The 19,496-nt window shown below is 63.5% G+C and carries 19 protein-coding genes; 7 read left to right on the top strand and 12 right to left on the bottom strand.

Going from position 1 to position 19,496, the window contains the following annotated elements; genetic code table 11:
* Positions 1–38 precede the first annotated feature (38 nt).
* Positions 39–683: a cytochrome c oxidase assembly factor Coa1 family protein gene (locus AC1DPX_RS09435; RefSeq protein ID WP_202353991.1), complete on the top strand. Its 645-nt coding sequence runs from the start codon at positions 39–41 to the stop codon at positions 681–683.
* Positions 684–985: 302 nt separating this feature from the next.
* On the opposite strand, the gene mmsB is transcribed toward AC1DPX_RS09435, so the two are convergent.
* Entirely contained in the window at positions 986–1,870 is an 885-nt protein-coding gene (gene mmsB, locus AC1DPX_RS09430; RefSeq protein WP_477236116.1) for a 3-hydroxyisobutyrate dehydrogenase, read from the bottom strand.
* Positions 1,871–1,897: 27 nt separating this feature from the next.
* Complete coding sequence (locus tag AC1DPX_RS09425; RefSeq protein WP_477236114.1) at positions 1,898–3,064, bottom strand: isobutyryl-CoA dehydrogenase; 1,167 nt, start codon at positions 3,062–3,064, stop codon at positions 1,898–1,900.
* A 142-nt stretch (positions 3,065–3,206) separates the two neighbouring features.
* On the opposite strand from AC1DPX_RS09425, the gene AC1DPX_RS09420 reads away from it, so the two are divergent.
* Positions 3,207–3,821 (top strand): dimethylsulfonioproprionate lyase family protein, encoded by a 615-nt coding sequence (locus AC1DPX_RS09420; protein WP_477236112.1) that lies wholly within the window; start codon positions 3,207–3,209, stop codon positions 3,819–3,821.
* Positions 3,821–5,296: a cobyric acid synthase gene (locus AC1DPX_RS09415; protein WP_477236110.1), complete on the top strand. Its 1,476-nt coding sequence runs from the start codon at positions 3,821–3,823 to the stop codon at positions 5,294–5,296. The genes AC1DPX_RS09420 and AC1DPX_RS09415 overlap by 1 nt, the downstream gene beginning before the upstream one ends.
* Positions 5,297–5,562: 266 nt before the next feature.
* Here the strand turns inward: AC1DPX_RS09415 and AC1DPX_RS09410 are convergent, their stop codons facing one another.
* The 4 genes from AC1DPX_RS09410 to AC1DPX_RS09395 form a co-directional block, all read right to left on the bottom strand.
* On the bottom strand, positions 5,563–5,982 hold the full coding sequence (locus AC1DPX_RS09410) for a VOC family protein (RefSeq protein WP_477236108.1): 420 nt from the start codon (positions 5,980–5,982) through the stop codon (positions 5,563–5,565).
* 72 nt (positions 5,983–6,054) lie between these two features.
* Positions 6,055–6,885 carry a helix-turn-helix domain-containing protein gene (locus AC1DPX_RS09405; protein ID WP_477236106.1) on the bottom strand — a complete coding sequence of 277 codons (831 nt, stop codon included), beginning with the start codon at positions 6,883–6,885 and terminating at the stop codon, positions 6,055–6,057.
* Positions 6,886–6,986: 101 nt separating this feature from the next.
* Positions 6,987–7,157: a hypothetical protein gene (locus tag AC1DPX_RS09400; protein ID WP_202353998.1), complete on the bottom strand. Its 171-nt coding sequence runs from the start codon at positions 7,155–7,157 to the stop codon at positions 6,987–6,989.
* Between the two features lie 51 nt (positions 7,158–7,208).
* The gene (locus AC1DPX_RS09395) at positions 7,209–7,994 is read right to left on the bottom strand and encodes a TSUP family transporter (protein WP_477236104.1); all 786 of its coding nucleotides are present in this window, start codon (positions 7,992–7,994) and stop codon (positions 7,209–7,211) included.
* Between the two features lie 133 nt (positions 7,995–8,127).
* Between AC1DPX_RS09395 and AC1DPX_RS09390 the strand changes: the two genes are divergently transcribed.
* The gene (locus tag AC1DPX_RS09390) at positions 8,128–8,559 is read left to right on the top strand and encodes a TerB family tellurite resistance protein (RefSeq protein ID WP_027046940.1); all 432 of its coding nucleotides are present in this window, start codon (positions 8,128–8,130) and stop codon (positions 8,557–8,559) included.
* A gap of 95 nt (positions 8,560–8,654) precedes the next feature.
* Here the strand turns inward: AC1DPX_RS09390 and AC1DPX_RS09385 are convergent, their stop codons facing one another.
* From AC1DPX_RS09385 to AC1DPX_RS09365, 5 genes are all read right to left on the bottom strand, one after another.
* The gene (locus AC1DPX_RS09385) at positions 8,655–10,277 is read right to left on the bottom strand and encodes an ABC transporter ATP-binding protein (RefSeq protein WP_477236102.1); all 1,623 of its coding nucleotides are present in this window, start codon (positions 10,275–10,277) and stop codon (positions 8,655–8,657) included.
* Entirely contained in the window at positions 10,274–11,143 is an 870-nt protein-coding gene (locus AC1DPX_RS09380; RefSeq protein WP_477236100.1) for an ABC transporter permease, read from the bottom strand. The genes AC1DPX_RS09385 and AC1DPX_RS09380 overlap by 4 nt, the downstream gene beginning before the upstream one ends.
* Positions 11,140–12,087 carry an ABC transporter permease gene (locus AC1DPX_RS09375; protein ID WP_477236098.1) on the bottom strand — a complete coding sequence of 316 codons (948 nt, stop codon included), beginning with the start codon at positions 12,085–12,087 and terminating at the stop codon, positions 11,140–11,142. The genes AC1DPX_RS09380 and AC1DPX_RS09375 overlap by 4 nt, the downstream gene beginning before the upstream one ends.
* 252 nt (positions 12,088–12,339) lie before the next feature.
* Positions 12,340–13,818 (bottom strand): ABC transporter substrate-binding protein, encoded by a 1,479-nt coding sequence (locus AC1DPX_RS09370; protein ID WP_477236096.1) that lies wholly within the window; start codon positions 13,816–13,818, stop codon positions 12,340–12,342.
* A gap of 141 nt (positions 13,819–13,959) precedes the next feature.
* Positions 13,960–15,237: an acetylornithine deacetylase/succinyl-diaminopimelate desuccinylase family protein gene (locus AC1DPX_RS09365; RefSeq protein WP_202354004.1), complete on the bottom strand. Its 1,278-nt coding sequence runs from the start codon at positions 15,235–15,237 to the stop codon at positions 13,960–13,962.
* Positions 15,238–15,457: 220 nt separating this feature from the next.
* On the opposite strand from AC1DPX_RS09365, the gene AC1DPX_RS09360 reads away from it, so the two are divergent.
* The 3 genes from AC1DPX_RS09360 to AC1DPX_RS09350 all read left to right on the top strand — a co-directional run bounded on the left by AC1DPX_RS09360 (position 15,458) and on the right by AC1DPX_RS09350 (position 18,656).
* The gene (locus AC1DPX_RS09360; RefSeq protein ID WP_202354005.1) at positions 15,458–15,889 is read left to right on the top strand and encodes a L,D-transpeptidase; all 432 of its coding nucleotides are present in this window, start codon (positions 15,458–15,460) and stop codon (positions 15,887–15,889) included.
* Between the two features lie 264 nt (positions 15,890–16,153).
* Complete coding sequence (locus tag AC1DPX_RS09355) at positions 16,154–17,437, top strand: carboxylate--amine ligase (RefSeq protein WP_477236094.1); 1,284 nt, start codon at positions 16,154–16,156, stop codon at positions 17,435–17,437.
* 1 nt (position 17,438) lies between these two features.
* The gene (locus tag AC1DPX_RS09350) at positions 17,439–18,656 is read left to right on the top strand and encodes an NAD(P)-binding domain-containing protein (RefSeq protein ID WP_477236092.1); all 1,218 of its coding nucleotides are present in this window, start codon (positions 17,439–17,441) and stop codon (positions 18,654–18,656) included.
* On the opposite strand, the gene AC1DPX_RS09345 is transcribed toward AC1DPX_RS09350, so the two are convergent.
* On the bottom strand, positions 18,641–19,474 hold the full coding sequence (locus AC1DPX_RS09345) for a class I SAM-dependent methyltransferase (RefSeq protein WP_477236091.1): 834 nt from the start codon (positions 19,472–19,474) through the stop codon (positions 18,641–18,643). The two genes, AC1DPX_RS09350 and AC1DPX_RS09345, sit on opposite strands and share 16 nt — an antisense overlap.
* Positions 19,475–19,496: the final 22 nt, after the last annotated feature.

Below are 19,496 nucleotides of genomic sequence, written 5' to 3'. Positions count from 1 at the left end.
GCTAGAACCAATCGGTATACGCACCGATGGGGGACATGATGGCCGGACAACCGCTCAACCAGCCGGCAGAAATTCCGGCCGAGCTCGATCGCTGGAACTGGGGCGCGTTTTTCCTCAACTGGATCTGGGGCATCGGCAACAGCACGTTCATCGCGCTGTTGGCCCTGATCCCGGTCGTCAACCTCGTCATGATCTTCGTGCTCGGCGCACGCGGCAGCCGCTGGGCCTGGCAGAACCGGGCCTGGCGTGACGCGGAGCAGTTCCGTAAGACGCAGCGCAACTGGGCAATCGCCGGCCTTGCCGTCTGGGTGCTCAGCATCGGGGGCTGTGCGACAGCAGTCGGCAGCATCCCCTTCATGTTCAAAGGCAGTGATGCCTACCACATGACCATGGACGCCGTGCGTTCCGACACCCGCGTGAAGGCTGCCATTGGAGACGACGTGACCGACAAGTTCTGGGTCGGCGGCCATCTCAACGTCAGCGCCAATGGCACCGGCGACGCCCAGTTCAGCATTCCCGTCCACGGCGCCAAGGGCAAAGCCACCGTGTTTTCCCATCTGGTCCGCAATGCCGGCATTTGGAGCATCCGCCTGCTCGTGGTCAGGGTGGATGGGGTGGACGCGCCGATCGTGCTGACCAACGAAGATCACGTGCCAATCCCGAACGCGGCGATCGGAATATAGACATGGGCCTGGAGCGGGCACGGCAGAAATGCAAAAACCGCGCTCCATCGGGAACGCGGCTTTGCCAGATACGCATGGCGTTTCGCTACTCAAACAATTTGCGAAACTTATGGGCACTTGTCGAAACTTAAGGGCTCCGGTACGCGAGACCTGATCCGGAGCGCCGGGCGGATGCGATATGTCCGCCTCGCTGTCCGTTTTATAGGGACATCGTTACCGCAGAGTTATCGAGAGCTTAAGCAAATCTAAATTTACGGTTCTTCTGCCGGGCAGATCCGGAAAAAACCTATGAAATCCGTGGATTACGCTGGGTTACCCCTGAGAAAATTAATTATGCCGGAGAAATCGGCGCCGCCATGCCCCTGGGCGTTGAACAGGGCATAGAGCTGCGCCGCCTCGGCGCCAAGTGGGGTCACGGCGCCCGCGCCCTGGGCTGCTTCCTGGGACAATTTCAGGTCTTTCAGCATAAGGGCGGCGGCAAAGCCCGGTCTGTAATCCCTGTTGGCGGGCGAGGTCGGCACCGGGCCGGGCACCGGGCAATAGGTGGTCAAGGACCAGCATTGGCCCGAAGAAGTCGAGGCGACGTCGAACAACGCCTGATGCGACAGGCCGAGTTTTTCCGCCAGCACGAAGGCCTCGGCAACGCCGATCATCGAAATGCCGAGGATCATGTTGTTGCAGATCTTTGCCGCCTGGCCGGCGCCGTCGCCGCCGCAATGCACGATGCGCCCGGCCATCGGCTTCAGGACCGGCTCGGCGGCGGCGAAGGCGTCGTTGGCGCCGCCGGCCATGAAGGTCAGGGTGCCGGCCGCGGCACCGCCGGTGCCGCCCGAGACCGGTGCATCGATGGAGAGCAGGCCGTGTTTGGCGGCAATCGCATGCGCCTTGCGCGCCGACTCGACGTCGATCGTCGAGGAATCGATGAACAGCGCGCCTTTTTTGGCCTTGGGCGCGATGTCCTCATAGACTGACAGCACGTGCTTGCCGGCGGGCAGCATGGTGATCACCACGTCCGCGTCCTTCACTGCGGCAGGTGCATTGGCCATGACGACGATGCCGTGGTCGCGTGCAACGGTGAGATTCTCCGGCACGAGGTCGAAACCATGCACCGTATGGCCCGCCTTGACCAGATTGGCAGCCATCGGATTGCCCATATTGCCAAGGCCGATGAAGGCGATCGTCGTCATTGTCTCTCTCCCAAATTCTTGCTGGCTTCAGCGGCCAATCAGCGCCCGCGCGATGATGACGCGCATGATCTCGTTGGTGCCTTCGAGGATCTGGTGCACCCTGAGATCGCGCACCAGTTTCTCGATGCCGTAATCATGCAGGTAGCCATAGCCGCCGAGCAGTTGCAGCGCATTGTTGGCGACGTTGAAGCCGGTGTCGGTGACGAAACGCTTGGCCATGGCGGACCATTTGCCGGCGTCCGGCGCCTTGCGGTCGAGCTTTGAGGCGGCGGCATAGAGGAAGATGCGCGACGCCTGCAACTCGGTCTCCATGTCGGCCAGCCTGAACTGCAGCGCCTGGAACTGGTTGATCTTCGAGCCGAAGGCCTTGCGCTCGGCGGTGTAGGACAGCGCCTTGTCGAGCGCCGACTGGGCGCCGCCCAGCGAACAGGCAGCGATGTTCAGCCGGCCGCCATCAAGCCCAGCCATGGCGATGCCGAAACCGGCGCCTTCACCCGACAAGAGGTTTTCCGCCGGCACCTTGCAGTCCTCGAAGATGACCTGGCGCGTCGACTGCATATGCCAGCCCATCTTGTGCTCGTTGGCGCCGAAGGAAAGGCCGGGCGCGTCTTTCGGCACGACGATGGTGGAAATGCCCTTCGGCCCGTCGGCGCCGGTGCGCACCATCACGGCATAGACATCGCTGTCGCCGGCGCCCGAGATGAATTGTTTGGCGCCGTTGAGCACATAATCGCCGCCGCTCTTCACCGCGCGTGTCTTCAGCGCCGCGGCATCCGAGCCGGAGCCCGGCTCGGTCAGGCAGTAGCTGGCCAGCCATTCCATGGAGGTGAGCTTCGGCAGGAAGCGCTGGCGCTGTTCCTCATTGCCGAAGCGGTCGATCATCGAGGCCACCATGTTGTGGATCGAGATGAAAGACGAAAAGCCCGGATCGGCATGCGACAGCGCCTCGAAGATCAGCACGGCGTCGAGCCGGCCGAGCGCGGAGCCGCCGACATCGTCCCTGACATAGATGCCGCCGAGGCCGAGCGGCCCGGTCTCGCGGATCACGTCGGCCGGGAAATGCTTCCTGCGGTCCCAGTCGAGCGCGTTCGGCGCGACGCGGTCGGCGGCGAAGGCCTGCGCCATCTCCTGGATGGCGCGCTGTTCCTCGTTGAGTTCGAACTGGCTGGTGCTCGCATCGACCGCGGCGTCCATGGCGTTCTCTCCCTATATGCCAGCTAGCCCGCTGGCCTGTCGTTTTTGGCTTTGCGCGCGCATCAATCTAGACCAATGATGCCGCCGCGCAACCCGACCCGCTGAGGAGCGGCTGTGCACCAATGCATGTCCGGAGCGAGATGTGACGACAAAATTCGATGAACTGCTGGGGCGATTCCACGCTTATCTCACTTGCGTGGACGACGCGCTGGTGCGCGACGCCGTGGCCCGCATCGGCTGGGACATGCCGGCACGCCCGTTGGCGCCGTATCCGCTCGGCTGCCTGCGCCATCTCGATCGCGCGGCGGACCTGGCGTCGATAGCTGCGCAACCGCTGGTGCAGTGGCTGGTAGAGCATCGAAATGGATTGCGCTGGGGGCAGACGTACACCGAGGCCGATTTCGGCAAGGCTTTCATCGACAATTATGGCTGGCTGGAAGTGTTCGGCACGCGTGGCCATTTCGCCAATGACGAGGTGGCCGCCGGCCTGCTGATTCTCGGGCCCGGGATCGTCTATCCCGACCACCACCATGTCGCCGAGGAAATCTACATTCCGCTGACCGGCGGCACGGAATGGCGCATGGGCGAGGGCGGTTTTCGCAAGCGGGAGGCTGGCGAGGTCGTCCACCACGCCTCGAATGTCAACCACGCCATGCGAACCGGCAACGAGCCGCTCCTGGCGCTCTACATCTGGCGCGGCGGGCCGCTGGCGCAGAAATCGACGATCACCAGAACCGCGACGCAGGGCCGAAGCTGATGGCCAAAGCGATCATGCTGCAAGGCACGGGTTCGGATGTCGGCAAGACGGTTCTGGTTGCCGGCCTGTGCCGCGCCGCGAAGAAGCGCGGCCTCAAGGTGCGGCCGTTCAAGCCGCAGAACATGTCGAACAACGCCGCCGTTGCCGACATTCCCGGCGACAACAAAAGTGGCGGCGGCGAGATCGGCCGCGCGCAGTGGCTGCAGGCGATCGCTTGCGGCGTCGCGCCATCGGTGCACATGAATCCGGTGCTGCTCAAGCCGCAGACCGATGTCGGCGCGCAGGTCATCGTCCAGGGCAAGGTGTTCGGCGAGGCACGGGCGCGCGACTACCAGGCGCTGAAGGGCCGGCTGATGGACGCCGTGCTGGATTCCTGGGGCAAGGTCGGCGAGGGCGCCGATCTGGTGATCGTCGAGGGCGCCGGCTCGCCGGCTGAAATCAACCTCAGAAGCCGCGACATCGCCAATATGGGTTTTGCCACGCGTGCTGATGTGCCGGTGGTGCTGGTCGGCGACATCGATCGTGGCGGCGTCATCGCTTCCGTCGCCGGCACGCATCTGATCCTGCCGGAAGAAGACCGGCGCATGATCGTTGGCTACCTCATCAACAAGTTCCGCGGCGACGTCTCGCTGTTCGGCGATGGTATCAAAGCAATCGAAAAATTCACGGGATGGCGCTGCTTTGGCGTCGTGCCGTGGCTGAAGGCTGCTGCCCGGCTGCCTTCGGAGGATTCCGTGGTGCTGGAACGGCTGGTGTCCGGCGCGGCGCGCGCGCTGAAGGTGGCGGTGCCGATGCTTGGCCGCATCGCTAATTTCGACGATCTCGATCCACTCAAGGCCGAACCCCAGGTCGAGGTCGTGTTCGTGCCGCCTGGGAAGCCGCTGCCCGCCGATGCCGGGCTGGTGGTCATTCCAGGTTCGAAGTCGACCATCGGCGATCTCCTGAGATTCCGCGAGAATGGCTGGGACCGGGATATTGCCGCGCATCGCAAGCGCGGCGGCCATGTCGTCGGCATTTGCGGCGGCTATCAGATGCTTGGGCGCAGCGTGCGCGATCCCGACGGCATTGAAGGCAGCGTCACCGACGCCAAAGGGCTCGGTCTGCTCGATATTGAAACGGTGATGGAGCCGGAGAAGACGGTGCGCAATGTCAGCGCCCGCTCGGTGCAATTCGATCTGCCGCTCGAAGGCTACGAAATCCATCTCGGCCGCACCACCGGCCCCGACACGATGCGGCCATCGGCGATCATCAATGGCGTCGCAGACGGCGCGATCTCGGCTGATGGCAAGGTCTTGGGCACCTACATGCACGGCCTGTTCGGCGCCGACGCGTTTCGCGGAAAATTCCTGGAAAGTCTCGGCATAAAGGGCGCCGGCATCGACTACCGCGCCGAAGTCGAACGGGCGCTGGACGACGTCGCGGCCGAGTTGGAGAGCCACCTCGACTGTGACGCGATCTTCGGGTTGGCGCGGTAATTTCGCGGCGCTGGTGATGGCCGAAGCGCACATTGGCTTCGTCATTCTAGGGCGAAGCAAGGAGCGAAGCGACGCGGCGCAGACCCTAGAATCCATGCCGGGACTCGGAAGCGTTGCTACGGTGCAGAATTCTGCACCGCTGCACTCCACGACTGAGGTCACGGAATGGATCCAGGGTCTCCGCGACGCCGCTTCGCGGCTGCTCCGCCCAGGGATGACGAAGTTGGGGGAGGCTTCGCTCAATCCCGAACCTGCAGCGCCATAACTCAGCCCTTCTCCGCAGCCTTCGGCCAGTAAGTCCCAAAAGACCAGACACTGCCTTCCGGATCGCGGCAGATGAATTCGCGGCTGCCATAGTCACGGTCGGTCAGTTCCTGGATGATCGTCGCGCCGGCCTTTTTCGCCCTCGCATAGGCGGCATCGGCATCCTCGACGGCGACATAGATCGACTTCCCGCCGCCGGTGCCGGGTTCGCCGACCATCTTGCCGTAATTGTCATCGCGCGCACTGCCCAGCATGATCATCGAGGCGCCGAAGACCAGTTCGGCATGGTGCACGACATCGCCTTCGCCATAGCGGGCACGGACGCTGAAGCCGAAGGCCTCGCACAGCCAGTCGATCATTTTTGCCGCGTTCCTGTAGCGCAGGGCAGGGTAGAGGCGCGGGGCTTCGGTGGTGGTGGGCATGTCGATCTCCTGACGTTGGGTTGGTCGATAACCCACTCTGTTCGAAGGCCGTTCGAACGTCTTGAAGAAATGTTACCTGTCGACAAGCGCCGTCGGCGTCTCGCCGGCGAGGTCGCGGAATTCGCGCACCAGATGGGCCTGGTCGGCGTAACCGCAATCGGCCGCGATATCGGCCCAATCGACGGTCTGTCGCCGCGACAGGCCGAGCGCCCGGTTGAAGCGGACGATGCGCGACAGCGTCTTGGGGCCGATGCCGATCGCATTGGAAAAGCTGCCGGCGAGATGTTTTCGGCTCCAGCCCAGTCTTTCGGCGATCGATGCAATGCGGGTCCGGCCGCCCGATGCGATGATGCGGTCATAGGCCCAGGCGATTTCCAGCGGCGTTTCGGCGGCGCTGGCAAGACGGGTGGTGACGAAGGTTTCGGCGAGGTCGAAACGCGACGCCCAGTCCGGCGCGTTGCCAAGCTGTTCGCGCAGCGCCATGCCCTCGGCGCCCAGCACGTCGTCGAGGACGACCATACTGTCGGTCAGTTCGCTCATCGGCAGGCGGAAGAAACGGCGCGCCCCGAGAGGCGTGAAGTTGATCTGCACGCAGCAGGCGGTACCGAAGGATTCGATCATCACCGGTCCGGCAAAGAGGCCGGCAGCGAAACTGGCAAAGCGGTCATTGTCGCCGGGCGCCTTGCCCAGGCCGATGGCGAAGGGCTCGGCGAAACTGATGACGAGCGGAACGGTCAACGAAGCGTATTCAACATTGCGGAAATGACCGGCAGCCGTTTCGCGATAGCCGCAAATGTCTGACACGATGCCATCAAGCGCAGGATCGGGAAGGCGCCGGCGCATCTCGAAGCGCCCCGCGACAGAGCGGTCCTCTTCCTTCCGGCACTGCATCTTGATCGGCATTGGCCATCCTTCCGCCGAGAGGAGCCTATCAGCCGAGCGCCGGAATCAAAAGCGCCCGGCTTTTGGCCGGGCGCTCTCTGTCCCCACTTCAAGGGAACTTGTCAGGCCCCGCGCATCATGCAGCCGGCGGCGAGCACGATGTAGGCAATGAGAACGATCCACACCGATGCGAGCGGGATAAAGGCGAGAACGCCAAGCGCGGCGAGAATGCCGATGATGGCGATGATGAGGGAAATGATGAAAACGATCTGGGTAGGCGCGCTGAGATTCATGCGTGGCTCCTCCAACATGATTCGAACAGCGCCATGGTAACAGGCGCGTGATCATACACCAATCATGACACGCAGGGGGTTGGCTGGGTCGGCCAGCAGTTTCACCGCCAGCGCGAGGCAGACGATCACCAGCAGTGGCTTGATCAGCCTGGCGCCGATGCGCATGGCGAGGCTGGCGCCGACGCGGGCGCCGACGAACTGGGCGACGCCCATCATCAGGCCGATCTTCCAGGAGATGACGCCGACCGCGGCGAAGACGATGAAGCCGCCGATGTTGGAGGCGAAGTTGAGCAGCTTGGTGTGCGCCGTCGCCTTGAGCACGCCGTAGCCGGCGAGGGCGACGAAGGCCAGCATGTAGAAGGAGCCGGCGCCGGGACCGAACAGGCCGTCATAGAAGCCGATCGCCGGTACCAGGGTCAGTCCGAACAGGAAGGGCGACAGGCGCTCGGCCCGATCGACATCGTTCATGTTGGGCTTGAGCGCGAAATAGAGCGCGATGGCGATCAGCACCAGGGGCAGCAGGGCGCGCAGGAGATCGCCCGGAACGATGGTGGCCAGCAAGGCGCCAACGACACCGCCGGCAGCCGCAAGCAGAGCCGAGGGCAACTGCTGGCGCAGGTCGACATGGCCCTTGGAGGCGTAGTGGATGGTCGCCGAGCCGGAGCCGAACATGCCTTGCAGCTTGTTGGTCCCTAGCGCCTCGACCGGCGAAAACCCGGCAAGCAAAAGCGCCGGAATGGTGATCAGCCCGCCGCCGCCGGCAATCGAATCGACAAAGCCCGCGGCAAAGGCGGCGACGGCGAGCATGGCGATTGTCTGGGCGGTGAGATCGATCATCTGATGCGGGAGACGTCCGGGCGGCGGGATAACGGCGTTCGATCACGACAGCCCTGTTTGCGCAAGGCCGATTCCGCGCTACCTCTATCCAAGCGCGCCGCGCTTGGATTGGTTAACCCGGAAAGAGGCCCCGATGGCATTCGCATTGTTGGACCAGATACGCTCCATCTTCGACGGCGATCCGGGCGTGCGCAAGGTCGCGGACGATCCGGTCCTGTCGGCTGAACTGCTGATGCTGTTCCGCATGATCCTGGCTGACGGGACGGTCAGCGAAAGCGAGATGGTTGCCTTCCGGCGCATCTGCAAGGACGCCTTCGGCATTCAGGAAACCAGCATCGACGCCGTCATCGAATATCTCAACGAGTTCGGCTACGAGACCAACGGCTCGCAGGCGATCGCGCTGTTTCGCGATCTCGATGTCGAACGGCGCAAGCAACTGGCCCAGCACATGGCGGAAATCGCCAAGGCGGATTCGCAACTGGCCGAGAGCGAGGTGCGCCTGCTGCGCCGCACGCTCGACCTGCTCGACATCAGTCCGGTCGATGTGGTGAAGCCGGAAGAGTAGGGCGGGCCCGGGGGCCCGCTGCCTACGGCAGCTCCACGGTTCGCGACCTCCCATCGTGCCACTGGCACGATGGATTCGCTTCGCGAACCGGTCGCTCACCCTTGCTCCTGCATCTTCCGGGCGATCGCCCGATGCAAATCGGGCGCGGCTCTGACAAGTGCCTTGGCCGCTTCGGATTGCGGATGATCGAGCACCTCGTTCGTCTTGCCGCGCTCGACGATCCTGCCCTCATGCATGACCAGGACCTCGTCCGATATGGCGCGGGCGACGGTCAGGTCGTGGGTGATGAAGAGATAGGCGATGCCGAGTTTCTGGTTGAGTTCGGCGAACAGATCGAGGATCTGCGCGCGGATCGACACATCGAGCGCCGAAACCGGCTCGTCTGCGACGACCAGTTTCGGCCTGGTGATGATGGCGCGGGCGATCGACAGGCGCTGGCGCTGGCCGCCGGAAAATTCGTGCGGGTACTTGTCCATGTCTCTGATATCGAGGCCGACCTCGTGCAGCGCATGCGCCACCAGCTCGCGGCGCTCGCCGCGCGTCGGCTTCTTGTCCAGCACGTGCAAGGGCTCGGCGACCAGTTTTTCCACCTGCTGACGCGGATCGAAAGAGCCGTAGGGATCCTGGAAGACGACCTGCATGTCGCGCCTGGCCGGCTTCAATTCGGCTTCGCTTTTGCCGGTGATGGTCTCGCCGCGAAAGCGGATCGTGCCCGAACTCGGCCGATCCAGCGCCAGGATCATGCGCGCGAGCGTGGACTTGCCGCAGCCGGAGCGGCCGACCAGCGCCACGGATTGGCCCGGCGACATCGACAGCGAGACATCGTCGACGGCGCGGATAGGGGCCGCCCGTTTGAAGAGGGAGCTCCGGCGGCCGGGATAGTCGCGGGTCACGCTTTCGACCTGAAGCAGGGGCTTGCTTTGGCTTGCATCGTGCGCCCTGGCGCGCGCCGGCACATGCATCGAGGCCTGCGCCAGCTGCCGCGTGTAGGGGTGGAGCTGTTCGGACAGCGTGCGGGCGGTGTCGCCGGCCTCCATCACCTCGCCATGCCGCAGGATGGTGATGCGATCGGCCATCTCGGTCACCACGGCGAGATCGTGGGAGATCAAGAGCAGGCCCATGCGGCTTTCCGCGACGAGGTCGCGCAGAAGGTCGAGGATCTGCGCCTGCAGCAACACGTCGAGCGCCGTCGTCGGCTCGTCGGCGATCAAGAGCTTCGGTTTCAGCGCGCAGGCGATGGCGATGACGACGCGCTGGCGCTGGCCACCCGACAGTTCGTGCGGATAGCGCGACAGCGGGAATTTTGCCGAGGGCAGGCCGACGCGGTCGAGCATTTTGCGCGCCCGTTCCTCAGCCGCGGCGCGCGTGGCCTTGGTGTGCCAGCGTATGCCTTCGGCGACCTGTTCGCCGATGGTCTTGACCGGGTTGAGCGCCGTCATCGGTTCCTGGAACACCATGCCGATGTCGTCGCCGCGCAGTGCGCACATCTGGTCCTCGGTTGCTCCGAGGATGTCGATGCCGTCGAATGTGACGCGCCCGGTGGCGCGCGCGGCATGCGGCAGAAGCCGCATCACCGTCAGCGCCGTCATCGATTTGCCGGAGCCGGATTCGCCGACCAGCCCCATCACTTCGCCTGACGCGACGGAGAGCTCCATGTCTCTCAGGATCGGCGTGTCGCCGATGGTCAGCGACAGTTTGTCGATTTCCAGCAGGCTCATCGCTGCCGCCGCGATTTGGGGTCGAGAATGTCGGCGATGCCGTCGCCCAGGAGATTCAGGCCAAGCACGGTGATGACGATCGCCATGCCGGGGAAGATCGCCATCCAGGGCGCGACCACCATGCGGGTCTGCGCGTCGAACAGCATGCGGCCCCAGCTCGGCATTGGCGGCTGCGCGCCGAGGCCGAGATAGGAAAGCCCGGCTTCGGCCAGGATGCCCAGCGCGAACTGGATTGTGCCTTGCACCAGGAGCAGCGTGGCGATGTTGGGCAGCACATGTTCGATCGATATCTGCGTGCTGCTTTTTCCCGCGGCGCGCGCGGCCAGGATGAATTCGCGCGGCCAGATCGCCAGCGCGCCGGCGCGGGCGACGCGGGCAAACACCGGGATGTTGAAGATGCCGATGGCGATGATGGCGTTGACGGCGCCCGGCCCGAAGATGGCGGTGATCATGATCGCCGACAGCAGCGCGGGGAAGGCGAAGACGAGATCGTTGACGCGCATCAGCGCTTCGTCGACGAGGCCGCCACGCGCGGCGGCAAAGGCGCCGAGCGGCACGCCGACGCCCATGCCGATGCCGACCGCGACCAGCGCCACGGCGATCGAATTGCGGGCGCCGACCATGATCATCGACAGGATATCGCGGCCAAAATGGTCGGTGCCGAACCAGTGCGTGAGCGAGGGGCCTTGCGTCTTGTCTGATATGACCAGCTTCGTCACATCGTAGGGCGTCCAGGCATAGGAGACGACCGCCATCGCCAGGATCAGCACGGTGATGGCGAAGCCGGTGACGAAAGCGGTGTTCCGGAACGCCTTGGCCAGAATCCCACTCAATGTCTCTTCAGGGATGTCGATGTGCAGGGTCATTGCCGGCCTCTCAGGCGCGGATCGACGACCGCATAGGAAAGGTCGACGATAAGGTTGACGGCAATGACGGCGGCGACCAGCAGCATGACGACGCTCTCGACGACGATCAGGTCGCGTTGGGTGATCGCCTGGAACACCAGCCGGCCAAGGCCGGGGAGGTAAAAAACATTCTCGATGATGATGGTGCCGGCAAGCAGGAAGGCGAATTGCAGGCCTAGGATGGTCAGCACCGGGATCATGGCGTTGCGCAGCGCGTGCCGCCACAGCACGGCGCGGTAGGGCAGGCCCTTGGCGCGGGCGGTGCGGATGTAATCCTCGTTCAGCACCTCGATCAGCGCCGAGCGGGTGACGCGCGCCAGGATCGCCGCCTGCGGCAAGGCAAGCGCCACCGCCGGCAGCAGCAGCGATTTCAGCGCTGGCCAGATGCCGGGGCTCCAGCCGGGAAAGCCGCCGGCCGGCACCAGCCGCAGCCAGACGGCGAAGACATAAATCAGCATCAGCGCAAACCAGAAATTGGGCACGGCGACGCCAAGCTGTGCCGCGCCCATGGAAATCGTGTCGCCTGCCCGGCCGCGCCTGCTGGCGGAAAACAGGCCGACCGGAATGGCGATGATCGTGGAGAGCGCAAGCGCGATCAACGCCAGCGGCAGTGAGACGGCCAGCCGTTCACGCACCAGATCGATGACTGGCACCGAATAGGTGTAGGACCGGCCGAAATCGAGGCTGAGCAGGCCGCCGGCCCAGTGCAAATAGCGCAAGAGGAGGGGCGCGTTCAGGCCCATCTGGTTGCGCAGCAGCTCGACCTGGTCGGCGCTGGCGTTCATGCCCAGCATCAGCCGCGCCGGGTCGCCCGGCAGGATTTCCAGCACCGCGAACACCACGATGGAGGCCAGCACCAGCGTGGCGAGCGAGATGGCGAGGCGCTTGAGGAGGTAGGCGGTCATCGACACGGGGCGACAGACGTGTCGTCATCCTGGGGCAAAGCAGGAGCGAAGCTCCGTCGCGGAGACCCCAGGATCCATGCCGTGAGGGAATTCGAAGAGCGCGACGGTCCATAACCAGCGTCGCCTCTTTCTGTCTTCACTGCGAAGTCTCCCAAATGCTGCACCGGCGGGGCGCTCGTAAGTCACGGAATGGATCCTAGGGTCTGCGCAGTCGCTGCGCGCTTGCTTCGCCCCAGGATGACGAAACGAACCTCACTCGCTCCACTTCACCTTGGTCAGGTCGTTGGCGGGAATCGGTGCGTTTTCCCACAACCCTTGCAGCTTGGCGTCCCAGACCCCGACCTTGGGCAGTTCGTAGAGGAAACCGACCACCGCGTCATCGGCCAGAATCTTCTGCGCCTGGGCATACAATTCCTTGCGCTTGGCCTCGTCGGACGTCTGCTCCAGATCGGCGATGACCTTGTTGAAGGCAGGGTTGTCGTAATTGAAGTAGTAGTCCTTGCGCGAATAGATATCGATGTCGTTTGGCTCGGTATGGGACACGATGGTCAGGTCGTAGTCCTTCTTGGTGAACACCTGGTCCAGCCACTGCGCCCACTCGACTGGAATGATCTCGAGGTTGATGCCGACATCGCGGAGCTGCGAGGCGATGATCTCGCCGCCGAGCCGCGCATAGGAGGTCGGCGGCAGCTTCAACGTGGCCTTGAAGCCGTTCTCCAGCCCCGCTGCCTTGAGCAGTTCCTTGGCCTTGGCCACGTCGTGCGGATAGCGGCCGGTGAGGTCGACATAATATTTGTTGGCCGGCGACATATGCGAGCCGATCGGCAGGCCGAGCCCGGCCGAGGCGCCGTCGATGATCGCCTTGCGGTCGAGCGCGTAGGAGATCGCCTGCCGGACCTGCAGCTTGTCGAATGGCGGCTTCTTGTTGTTGATGGACAGGATGGTCTCGCCTTCGGTCGCGCCGACCACCACCTTGAAGCGCGGATCATCCTTGACCTGCGCGACGCTGTCGGCATCGAAGAACGGAAAAGCCTGTATGTCGCCGGAAAGCAATGCAGGCACGTAGGCGGCGGCATCGGGAACGATGCGGAACTCGACCTTTTCGAGGAAGGCAGGGGCGCCCCAGTAATGATCTGATTTCACCAGGGTGATCGATGAACCCTTGGCCCAGCTCTCGAACTTGAACGGGCCGGTGCCGACAGGCTTTTCCTTGTTGGTGTCGGCCGATTTCGACGACACGATCACCGCGTCGCCCCAGCCCATATTGTAGAGGAACGAGCCTTGCGGGTGGGTCAGCGTCACCTTCACGGTGGCGGGATCGACCACGTTGACCTTGTCGATGGCGGCAAAGAGCTGCTTTTGTGCGTTGACGGAGTTTTCGGCGCGGGCGCGGTCAAGCGAGAACTTCACGTCGTCGGCGCTGAAATCGGCGCCGTCGTGGAATTTCACGCCGGTGTGCAGCTTGAAGGTATAGACCTTGCCGTCATCGGAGATGGTCCAGCTTTCGGCAAGATCCGGCAAGACTTCGCCATTGGGGCCGATTCGGGTCAGGCCCTCGAAGACATTGGCGTAGGTGACCTCCCTGATTGCCGCGGCCGCTCCCGCCGTCGGGTCGAGATGCGGGGGTTCAAGCGGAATGCCGATGACGAGATCGGTCCGTGCGGCAAACGCAGAAGTGGCGGTCGCGACCGCTAGTACGGCAGCGGCCAGAAGGGTCTTCCAAAGTTTCATCGCTGAACTCCCCATGTGCTCAAATGCTCAAGGTGCTCAAATGCTCAAGCCCGGGGATAGAAGCGTGATTTCGCGCGGGAGTAAATTGCGTTTCGTGCTGTCGCGCCGCGCCAGGAGAAATGTTTTTGCGCGACAGGCCGATCATCCGGTCGTGCCGCGCAGCAACACGTTGAGGCCGATCGCCATCACCTTGGCCGATTCGACCATGTCCTCTATGCCGACCCACTCGTCCGGCCGGTGGGCGAGGTCGAGAATGCCGGGTCCATAGGCGATGCAGTCGTAGATGTGGCCGATGCGGGCAATGTGCTTCTGGTCGTAGGTGCCGGGCGAAATGACATAGTCCGGCTCGCGGTCGAAGATCGCATGAATGCCTTGCGCCACCGCCTTCACCACCGGCGCGTCGCGTTCGGTCATCAGCGGCAGCACTTCCATCAGGTCGCGGATCTCATAATCGAACTTTTTGCGCTCGCGCTTCAGGCGTTCGAGAATGCCGGTTACTTCGCCCTTGACCGTGGCGAGATCTTCCTCGAGCAGGAAGCGGCGGTCGATGGTCAGCCGGCAGGAATCAGGCACGTTGGGCGAGGGCAGGCCGGGCCGAAAATCCTCGGTCTGGCCGCCATGGACGGAATTGATGTTCATGGTCGAGCGCCTGGCGCCCTCGGGCACGACCGGCATGCGCGTCATCTTGCGGTCGAGCGCCGGGAACAGTTCGTCCTCGAAGGCCCTGAGCACGGCGCCCATATGGCGCACCGCATTGTCGCCGAGAAACGGCATCGAGCCATGCGCGATCTCGCCCTTGGTCTCGATCTCGGCCCACCAGACGCCGCGATGGCCAAGGCAGATGCGGTCCTTGTTCAGCGGCTCGGGAATGATGACGTGGTCGACTCTGGGCTTTGAGAAATAGCCGAGCCCGGCCAGATGGGCGACGCCGCCAAAGCCGCCGGACTCCTCGTCGACGGTGCCGGATATCTCGATGGCGCCGGGAAAGTCTGGATAGACGTCCATGAAGGCTTCGGCGGCGATGATCGAGGCGGCCAGACCGCCCTTCATGTCGCAGGCGCCGCGGCCATAGACCCGGCCGTCCTTCACGACGCCAGCAAAGGGATCGACGGTCCAGCCCTCACCGGCCTCGACCACGTCGATATGCGAGTTGAAGTGGACGCAGCCGCCGGGTGAGCGGCCGTCGAAACGGGCCACGACGTTGACGCGCGGGTAGCGATCGGTGTCGCCGGGGGTGCCTTCGGCGCGGATGAATTCGGTCTCGAAACCGCGCTTCCTCAGCCGCGCGCCCAGATATTCGGCGCATGGCCGATAGGCTTCTCCGGGCGGATTGATGGTCGGAAAACGGATGAGGTCGGCGGTCAGCGCGACGATATCGTCGCGCCTGTCATCGATTACTTGCAGGAGTCGCTCATTCATCGGGGGAGTTGAGCAACGAACGACGTTGCATTGCAAGCCCGCCGGCGATCAAGTCGGTGCGGCGTGTCGTTGCGGCAACTATCGCGGGAAATCGTTCAAATTCGCTGCTTTGGATTGGCGAATTGATCAAGGACTGTGTGCTACTCGTTCACTGCCATTAAAAAGGTGAAAAACAACGTGATGGCAAGCAGGCAAGGGGCAATCAAAGGGGTTTGATCGCATGAAGAAGTTCTTTCTCGTGGCAGTGGCGATGTTGGCAACCGCGCTGCTGGGTACGCCGTCCGCAAGTTACGCGGCGATGTTGGAAGCAAATATCGACGTGTCGTCACAGACGATGACGGTGCGGTACGGGTCGGAGGTTTATCGCTGGGTCGTGTCGACCGCGCGTCCGGGCTATTTCACGCCGCGCGGCACGTATCGACCGCAGCGGACCGCACGGATGTGGTATTCGCGCAAGTATGACATGTCGCCGATGCCTTATTCCGTGTTCTTCCATGGCGGCTATGCCATCCATGGGACGGGCGCCGTCAGGCAACTCGGCCGTCCGGCCTCGCACGGCTGCGTGCGGCTGCACACGTCCAATGCCGCGACCTTCTATTCCATGGTGCGGGAAGTGGGCTTCGGCAACACGCGCATTGTCGTGACGAACTAGGAGCAATCGCGAATTCTCGCTGCCGGGCCGTAGCCCGGCGTGAGACTTCCTATTGAGGCAACAACAATCGGCCAAGGTTTTACCTGTTCCGAGATGGACGGCTATTGCCGAGGCATAAGGGGTGTGCTTTCCATGCCAACGGCCTGACTGGGGACAATCGGCGGTACCGGGCGTTTGAATTATTAGGGGCGGCTTAAATATTGCCGGCGGGTCAATCGATTCGCCGGGAAACCTGCCATTGCGTGCCGTTGCCGGAATTGACAGATGCATCCCCAGTCTCAGATGGACGATCGTCTTCCCAGTCGGCCCGCCGGGGTGCTCATTCTTGGCGGGGCGCACGGGACGCTGGCATTGGCCAGGAGCTTCGGCGTTCAGAAAGTGCCTGTCTGGCTGGTGAGCAACGACACCCCGTTGCCCAGCCTTTCGCGATATGCCCAGCGGACAATGACATGGCCCGGCCCCGACGACGGTGGTGCCGTCACCTTCCTGCTCGATCTGGCCAAGGTTCACAGGCTGAATGGCTTCCTGCTGATCGCCGGCGGAGATCCCGAAGTTCGCTTCGCATCGCAATCGATCGACCAATTGTCCGCCGCATTCGACGTGGTGCTGCCCCCTTGGGAGCAACTGAAATGGGTCTGCGAAAAGCCGCTGCTCTATCGCCGGGCGCGCGAACTGGGGCTCGCCGTTCCGCTGACCTATGCGATCAGGTCGCTCGAGCAGGCGGAGGCCGCCGACCTTCGCTTTCCCGTTATCCTGAAGCCGAACATGGGGGGTCGCAGCCATTTTGCGCGCGCCAAGGCCGTTCTCGCCAATGACCAGGCATCGTTCTTGACAGCCTACAGCTGGGCTGCCGAAGAGATCGGCAGCGACAATGTCGTGGTTCAGGCAATGATACCGGGCGGAGGCGAGAGCCAGTTCTCCTACGCCGCACTCTGGAACGAGGGCGCGCCGGTGGCGGAATTCACCGCCCGCCGTGCGCGGCAATATCCGGTCGATTTCGGTTACACCAGCACCTTCGTGGAGGTCGTCGACGAACCGCAATTGATCGATGCCGCGCGTCTGCTGCTTGGATCGATCGCGCATCACGGACTGGTCGAGGTCGAATTCAAGCGCGATGCGCGCGACGGTTCGATGAAGGTGCTAGACGTCAATCCGCGGCCCTGGACATGGTTTGGGCTGGGCGCCGCCGCCGGCGTCGATCTTGGCGCCATGCTTTGGGCGATCAAATCGGGCCAGACGGTAAAGACAGCGCCGGCGCGGCCCGCCACGTCCTGGATGTATCTGGTTCGGGACATGGTGGCGGCCGCCAAGCTGATCTCAACTGGCCGGCTGGCGAAGCGGGCCTATTTGAGCTCATTCGCCAAAGTGCGGGCATGGGCGACCTTCCAGGCGAATGACCCGGTGCCGGGCCTGATCGACGTGCCCTTGACGGCCTGGAGAGTGCTGACGCGACGGGTACTTTCCGCAATCTTAACCGGGAAATGCTTAGGACGGCGGCGTGACGGAGTGAGTTCCACCGCTGCAGAACCAGACAGGCGAGACCGCTGACATGACCGTTTTCACGCCCAGGACTGACCGCGAGGTGGCCGTGATCGGTGCCGGTCCATTCGGGCTGGCTGTCGCTTCCGCCCTCAAGACGGCAGGCGTCGATACGCTGACCCTCGGCGGCGCGATGTCGTTCTGGCGCGACCATATGCCGAGAGGCATGAGGCTGCGCTCGCCCTGGCACGCGACCTATATCGGCCACACCAAAGGTCCGCTCTCGCTCGACTCCTATGCAAAAATCCTTGGAATCTCGCCTCGCGAACCACTGCTGCTCGAAAACTTCGTCGACTATGGATTGTGGATCCAGGCGCAGGCGGTTCCGGATCTGGATACGCGTAAGGTGGACCGTGTCGAGAAGACGAATGGCGGATTTCGTCTGGCGCTGGCCGATGGCGATGCCGTCAAGGCGCGTCGCGTCGTCGTTGCCACCGGCCTGATGAACCAGCAACTGGTCCCCGCTGTCTTCGACGGAATCCCACACGATCTCGTCAGTCACGCCAGCGAACATACTGGCTATGAGGCCTTCCGCGGCAAGCGCGTCGCCGTCATCGGGCGTGGGCAGAGCGCCTGCGAATCCGCCGTGCTGCTCAAACGCAGCGGAGCCGAAGTCGAACTCGTCTGCCATGGCGACATCCATTGGCTGGGCTATCGGGCGCTGTCGGGAAAGCAGAGCTGGAGCTTGCGCGATTTCCTGTCGGAGCGGCTCGCATCGCCTTCCAGGGTCGGTCCATTCCCGATTTCCTGGCTGGTCGAAGTCCCAGGCTTCGTTCACCGGTTTCCAGAGGTGGCCCGGGCAGGGCTCAACAGGCGCAGCCTCGGCGCCGGAGCCACGGGCTGGCTGAAGCCGGATTTCGACGGGATAAAGATCAGGGCCGGCAGCAGGATCATCAGTGCGTCCGCCAAGGACAACGGCATCGAACTGCGGTTCGAGAAGGATGCCGCCAGCTTCGATCACGTCCTGCTCGGCACGGGCTACCTGATCGATATTGCCAGGCTCGGTCTGTTCGCGCCCGCCATGCTTGCCGCGATTGCCCGCCGGGAAGGGTTGCCGCTGCTCTCCACAGGGTTCGAATCCAGTATTCCCGGCCTGCATTTCGTCGGTGCGAGCGCGGTCGGCAGCTTTGGTCCGCTGATGCGCTTCACCGCCGGCACGCCGTTTGCCGCGCGCACCATCGCCCGTTTCATCCAGAAGACCAGAGACAGAATTTACGCCGCGGCGTGAGCCCGGAAGACTGCATAGTCTATGGTGCGGACCGCATCGAGGAAGCCGGGCATGGCCGGCACGGGCAATTCCTGGAAAATGCCGGTCTCGCGGATGGCGGGCCTTGCCCAATCGATGGCGCGGTGGCTTGAGCTGCCATAGACGATGAAGCAATCCCGCGGGCGCCGTTCGAGCGACGAGACGAGATTTTTCAGCACGAGATCGAAGACGTCCTTCGAAAAGGGATTGTAGAAATAGACCACCAGCGGCGCTTCGGGGAAATCGTAAGCGGCCGCATCGGCCTCGACGACGCTGAGCGCCCGGCATTTCTGCGATGGCTCCCTGAAACGCTCGATGTTGCTCCGGGCGATGTCCACCAATTCCCTGGCGAACTCCACGCCGATGATCTCGGCGAAAGAATACCTTGAGGCCAGCAGCAGCGTTCGCGACTTTCCGGAACCGATGTCGATGAATGTACGGCCATCGAGATCGCGCGGCAGCGACTTCATGATGAAGTCGAAGGTTCTGGGCGAAGTGCAGACGGCTTCGTTGCCCATGGCGCGGTGCGGGCCGACGACGTTGAGGGCGCCGAGCTGGATCGAGCCGGCCGTATCGACACCGTGCCGGCGATCCCATTTGCGGGCGAGACGGTCGGCGACGATATGCCTGATGTTGCGCCGGACAAAACCAAGGCTTGCGCCGAGGCCATGCCGGTGGACGAGCCTTATCGGCTCCAGCAGGCCATGCTGACGGATATGGGACCATGCCCGGCCAAGACGGCCGAAGGAACGATCTTCGAGGCCATCCCGGTCCAGGCGCGGCATTCCGATATTCGTCATGCCACGGCTCCACCCCAGTCGA

This window comes from Mesorhizobium sp. 01N446, from assembly GCF_056399285.1.
Note: the sequence above shows the minus strand (reverse complement) of the source record. Positions and strands in the feature narration are given on the sequence as shown.

Coding starts and splice junctions, on each gene's coding strand:
- AC1DPX_RS09435 (WP_202353991.1), top strand. CDS start 39: ATGGCCGGACAACCGCTCAACCAGCCGGCAGAAATTCCGGCCGAGCTC.
- mmsB (WP_477236116.1), bottom strand. CDS start 1,870: ATGACGACGATCGCCTTCATCGGCCTTGGCAATATGGGCAATCCGATG.
- AC1DPX_RS09425 (WP_477236114.1), bottom strand. CDS start 3,064: ATGGACGCCGCGGTCGATGCGAGCACCAGCCAGTTCGAACTCAACGAG.
- AC1DPX_RS09415 (WP_477236110.1), top strand. CDS start 3,821: ATGGCCAAAGCGATCATGCTGCAAGGCACGGGTTCGGATGTCGGCAAG.
- AC1DPX_RS09410 (WP_477236108.1), bottom strand. CDS start 5,982: ATGCCCACCACCACCGAAGCCCCGCGCCTCTACCCTGCCCTGCGCTAC.
- AC1DPX_RS09405 (WP_477236106.1), bottom strand. CDS start 6,885: ATGCCGATCAAGATGCAGTGCCGGAAGGAAGAGGACCGCTCTGTCGCG.
- AC1DPX_RS09400 (WP_202353998.1), bottom strand. CDS start 7,157: ATGAATCTCAGCGCGCCTACCCAGATCGTTTTCATCATTTCCCTCATC.
- AC1DPX_RS09395 (WP_477236104.1), bottom strand. CDS start 7,994: ATGATCGATCTCACCGCCCAGACAATCGCCATGCTCGCCGTCGCCGCC.
- AC1DPX_RS09390 (WP_027046940.1), top strand. CDS start 8,128: ATGGCATTCGCATTGTTGGACCAGATACGCTCCATCTTCGACGGCGAT.
- AC1DPX_RS09385 (WP_477236102.1), bottom strand. CDS start 10,277: ATGAGCCTGCTGGAAATCGACAAACTGTCGCTGACCATCGGCGACACG.
- AC1DPX_RS09380 (WP_477236100.1), bottom strand. CDS start 11,143: ATGACCCTGCACATCGACATCCCTGAAGAGACATTGAGTGGGATTCTG.
- AC1DPX_RS09375 (WP_477236098.1), bottom strand. CDS start 12,087: ATGACCGCCTACCTCCTCAAGCGCCTCGCCATCTCGCTCGCCACGCTG.
- AC1DPX_RS09370 (WP_477236096.1), bottom strand. CDS start 13,818: ATGAAACTTTGGAAGACCCTTCTGGCCGCTGCCGTACTAGCGGTCGCG.
- AC1DPX_RS09365 (WP_202354004.1), bottom strand. CDS start 15,237: ATGAATGAGCGACTCCTGCAAGTAATCGATGACAGGCGCGACGATATC.
- AC1DPX_RS09360 (WP_202354005.1), top strand. CDS start 15,458: ATGAAGAAGTTCTTTCTCGTGGCAGTGGCGATGTTGGCAACCGCGCTG.
- AC1DPX_RS09355 (WP_477236094.1), top strand. CDS start 16,154: ATGCATCCCCAGTCTCAGATGGACGATCGTCTTCCCAGTCGGCCCGCC.
- AC1DPX_RS09350 (WP_477236092.1), top strand. CDS start 17,439: ATGACCGTTTTCACGCCCAGGACTGACCGCGAGGTGGCCGTGATCGGT.
- AC1DPX_RS09345 (WP_477236091.1), bottom strand. CDS start 19,474: ATGACGAATATCGGAATGCCGCGCCTGGACCGGGATGGCCTCGAAGAT.